The organism is Hoyosella sp. YIM 151337 (assembly GCF_026041215.1).
Lineage (GTDB): Bacteria > Actinomycetota > Actinomycetes > Mycobacteriales > Mycobacteriaceae > Hoyosella.
In genome coordinates this window covers 1-3,724 of sequence record NZ_JAPEIQ010000040.1, presented here as the reverse complement: position 1 = coordinate 3,724, position 3,724 = coordinate 1, and the positions used below count along the sequence as shown (strand labels likewise).

Sequence of the window (3,724 nt, the reverse complement as noted above, 5' to 3'; positions counted from 1 at the left end):
CACACCTCATCGAGGTTCTCCGAGGGTGGTAAATCTCGTGCTCCGATGGTGGTAAATCTCGTGCCAAGACCCGCGCCAGCGGGTCGCGGCAGCCCCGGAACCAACGCCCAAAGCGGCAAGATTTTTTCGTCCGGCGAAAAACACACCCAAAAAGTCAGAACTTCTGCAAGAGGTGTGTGGGACGCGAGTGAACTGGCTCACCGAGGTAACCAGATGCACAGCAACACCGTTTCGAGAGCAGCGCGGCGTAAGAGGAGTGCCGTTATTGCCCGTTTCGGGGGGCCCGGGAGCGGAAATATCTGATTAGGCTGGCGTGGCGTAGTTGAATAAAAACATCCTTGTGATTTGCTGCCGTACGTGAAGACTGCCGAGGATGCGTTCGATTTCGAGCTGTCTTGGCTGCCGCGTGCGCCGCTAGCGGCGGCTTGCAAGCACGGCCCCTACCGGCGCACTACTCGACATACCGCGTTGACGCTGCCTTATGTCGAGACAAACCCCAAAGCGCTGCAGTCGCTCATCGTGACTGACATCGACTCCGGGGATGCTGACGAGCTCACCGGCATGCTCGGCCTGCCGGCACCGTCCTATATCGCCCTGAACCCGCACACACGTTGCGGGCACATCGTCTATGGCCTCTCAGCCCCGGTATGCCTCACTGACGCTGCCAACCGGCGGCCGGTAAACCTGCTCGCACGCGTGGAATCAGGGCTGACAACGATTCTGGGCGGTGATCTTGCCTATGCCGGACGTTTCACCAAAAACCCCACCCACAACGCGCATACGACGCTGTGGGGCGACTCTGACAACCTTTACACACTGCGTGATCTCGCGGACGCGCTCACACGTGTAGGAGCACTCCCGAAATACGACGACCGCCGCGCCCTCCAGGTCTCAGCCATCGGCCGCAACGTCGCCCTGTTCGATCACGTACGCCGCTGGGCCTACCGTCGACGAGGCGACTACACAGACCCCACCGAATGGGACGAAATCGTCCACGCCTACACCGCCGACCGGAACCAAGTCTTCATCGCCGACAACTTCACCCGCGGCCCCCTCCATGACACCGAGGTCCTCCACCTCGCTCGCTCTATATCCCGCTGGACCTGGCGCAACATCACCCGCGCCTTCAACCAGGAACAAGCACGACGTGGGCGCATAATGACCGAAGTAAAACGCGAGGCAAACCGCCGACGCGCAACTCGCTACGACGCGGCTTTTATGCGGGAGGTAGTGACCTGAGATGGGAGCGAGAAATCCAGTGCGGCGAAAGATCACCGCACGCGAAGCAGCCAACAAAATTGGATGCCATCCCCGCACAGTTCAGCGCATGTTTGCTGAACCTCGTGATGAGTTTGAAGCTCGTGCACGTGCACGACGTACACGAGCAATTGAACTGCGCCGTCAGGGTAAGAAGTACCGCGAAATTGCTGAGGAACTCAGTTGCCCAATAGGCACAGTTGGGCGCATGCTCAACCTAGCGAAACAACGCGGCGAATTGTAGGGCATTCTAAGGCTTGCGGCGGATCACCCATCTACGCCGTCGACTAGGTCCATAATCTGTTCGTCGCTTAGGCATAGATATGTCTCTAGCTGGGCTTGTGCCATCAGGTGGCGTTGATCTTCTACACCACGCAGACAAGTCACTCCATACCTGCGAAAGCCAAACTCTTAGCCGAGTGAACATTACTGAGGACACGTATAGCGCAAGTAATTTTCTGATTGCACAGGCTGGTAGTAAGCCCCGCCTTGCGCATATCCATTCGTAACGACTCTATACAATTGACTACCGGTACCTGAGCAGTCGTAGATAAGGTCGCGATGAACAAAATTGACCCAGACATAACCAGAATCCTGATTTGCTCTGTTCTGCCAAAATCCCAAACCTAGGTACCGCTGAATAACAACGTTAATCCTTTGTGGCTGCCATCCAAATCCTGAACAGGATTGCCACCCTTCGCCCTCAATAGTATTTGCAAAGCTGCTTGGATCTGAGGCGTACACGCTGCATACCCAAGTGGCTTGCGCGTTCATCTCATCTGAGTACGCAGTAGTCCCCGAAACCGGCAGATCCGGATCGAAAGCAGGAATCAGCTCAGCAGCTCCAATCGGAGAACGAGCTACAGGCTGGGCGTAAGCCACAGCGCTAACAGATACTGTTAGTACAACTGCGGCGGTGATGGAACCCAGCTTTCTCATCGTCTTTGTAATCATTTTGAGAGAACCTCCCCACACCCCGATACACCCTGATATGTGATCGGTGTCACATTAAGATCTGTTACTCGCGGTGCATACCAGGTCGAGCTTGGGAAGGTTGCCGCGTCATCGCGCCTCGCTAACGATCTGAAGGCGCCTCACCGACATACGTCACGGTCACCGGGTACTGCCGCGACACTTGGGCCTATGACGGTTGTATGGACACTCAGCGAGGCATCAGGGCACTGTCATGTGTCCAAGCGAACGCTCATGCGCAGAATTGACCAGCTCACCAAGCACGGCGCATACCGCGACGACGCCGGGGTCTGGCGTGTGACACCCAACGCGCTGCGCGCGGCAGGCTTCACCCCCGGAAAACCATCCGCACCCGATACGCCCCGTGACACCGCCTCGGCGTCAGCAGACAACGCCGAACTGTCACAGCTGCGCGCCGAGCTCGAACAATGGCGACGGCGCGCCGAAATCGCCGAAGCCATCGCCGCCGAACGTGAACGCGTCATCGAAACCCAGGCCGCATCACTGCGCATGCTCACAGCCAGCAGCACCGCCGAACCGGCCCGCAAGTGGTGGAACAAGCTCCTGCCTGCATAGGCCTGTGCACATCAGTAATGACCGATGCTTATCCGTGCAAGCACGAAGAAGCTGAACCACAAGTGGAACACTGTCGCGCTGACAGCCATCGCCCACACGAAAACCCGCAGCCACAGCCGCCGGGACTTCCGGTGCGCAACCACGGCCACAGCAACTGCAACGGCGATCGGGAACAACAGGCTGGAAATCGGTCCCATAGTCCAGTCCCAGCCGGTCATCCTCCACGTGAACCCCTGCGCGAGGTAGACCGCCTGGATCAGGAACGGCCCCGCAACAACTCCGGCCACAGCAAACCCCACAGCCCGAAACGCCGCTGCACGCGCAGTCACTTCACTCACGACTGTTGATCTTTCCCTACCCCGGCAGCCCGCCGAGCCTGCGCCGCAAAAGATCCATGACCTGCCTCACTCGGACCTGACACACCTCTGGCTGAAACTCAGACTTTTGCGGGAGATTTTCGCCGGACGAAATAAGATCCCCGTCCGTGAGCAGCTCCGACCCCACCTCGACATGCCCCCGCTGCGGCGCTGACATCGTGCAGCCGCCCGGACGCGGCCGCCGCCGCATCTGGTGCTCAGACGCATGCCGCCGCCGCGGTTCCGAAGAGCGCCAGGCTGCCGACCGCGGCGCGATCGGCGTGCGGATCATCGAACGCAAAACCGAGCAGGTCCATGTCAAGCGTGTGCGCGTCGAGCCGAGCCTCGATGAATGCGTCCAGCGCGTCGCCAGCTCCCCAGCAGCCGTGCGCAAACTGTTCCAGAAGCTCTACGCCATCCACGCCACCAGCGGCGGACTGCGCGGCCCCCAATGGGATGGCGCACTGCATGCACTCGCCCGCCTCGTCACGCTGTTCGACCGCTAAACGCCGCCATTGCTCCCGCGCCACCGCTTCGCGCTGGCTTGCGACCGATCCCTTGTG

General features: G+C 59.6%; 6 protein-coding genes. 3 read left to right on the top strand and 3 right to left on the bottom strand.

The window, feature by feature from the left end; translation table 11 throughout:
* The first annotated feature begins 357 nt into the window (after positions 1-357).
* Positions 358-1,239 carry a replication initiation protein gene (locus ONR57_RS20330; protein ID WP_265125533.1) on the top strand — a complete coding sequence of 294 codons (882 nt, stop codon included), beginning with the start codon at positions 358-360 and terminating at the stop codon, positions 1,237-1,239.
* A gap of 1 nt (position 1,240) precedes the next feature.
* Entirely contained in the window at positions 1,241-1,501 is a 261-nt protein-coding gene (locus ONR57_RS20325) for a helix-turn-helix domain-containing protein (protein WP_308198725.1), read from the top strand.
* Between the two features lie 182 nt (positions 1,502-1,683).
* Here the strand turns inward: ONR57_RS20325 and ONR57_RS20320 are convergent, their stop codons facing one another.
* Positions 1,684-2,211 (bottom strand): hypothetical protein, encoded by a 528-nt coding sequence (locus ONR57_RS20320; protein WP_265125531.1) that lies wholly within the window; start codon positions 2,209-2,211, stop codon positions 1,684-1,686.
* A 189-nt stretch (positions 2,212-2,400) separates the two neighbouring features.
* On the opposite strand from ONR57_RS20320, the gene ONR57_RS20315 reads away from it, so the two are divergent.
* The gene (locus ONR57_RS20315; RefSeq protein ID WP_265125530.1) at positions 2,401-2,805 is read left to right on the top strand and encodes a hypothetical protein; all 405 of its coding nucleotides are present in this window, start codon (positions 2,401-2,403) and stop codon (positions 2,803-2,805) included.
* Between the two features lie 11 nt (positions 2,806-2,816).
* Here the strand turns inward: ONR57_RS20315 and ONR57_RS20310 are convergent, their stop codons facing one another.
* Both ONR57_RS20310 and ONR57_RS20305 read right to left on the bottom strand, forming a co-directional pair.
* The gene (locus tag ONR57_RS20310; RefSeq protein ID WP_265125529.1) at positions 2,817-3,143 is read right to left on the bottom strand and encodes a hypothetical protein; all 327 of its coding nucleotides are present in this window, start codon (positions 3,141-3,143) and stop codon (positions 2,817-2,819) included.
* 236 nt (positions 3,144-3,379) lie between these two features.
* The coding region (locus ONR57_RS20305; RefSeq protein WP_265125528.1) for a hypothetical protein at positions 3,380-3,724 on the bottom strand (345 nt) is incomplete at its 5' end.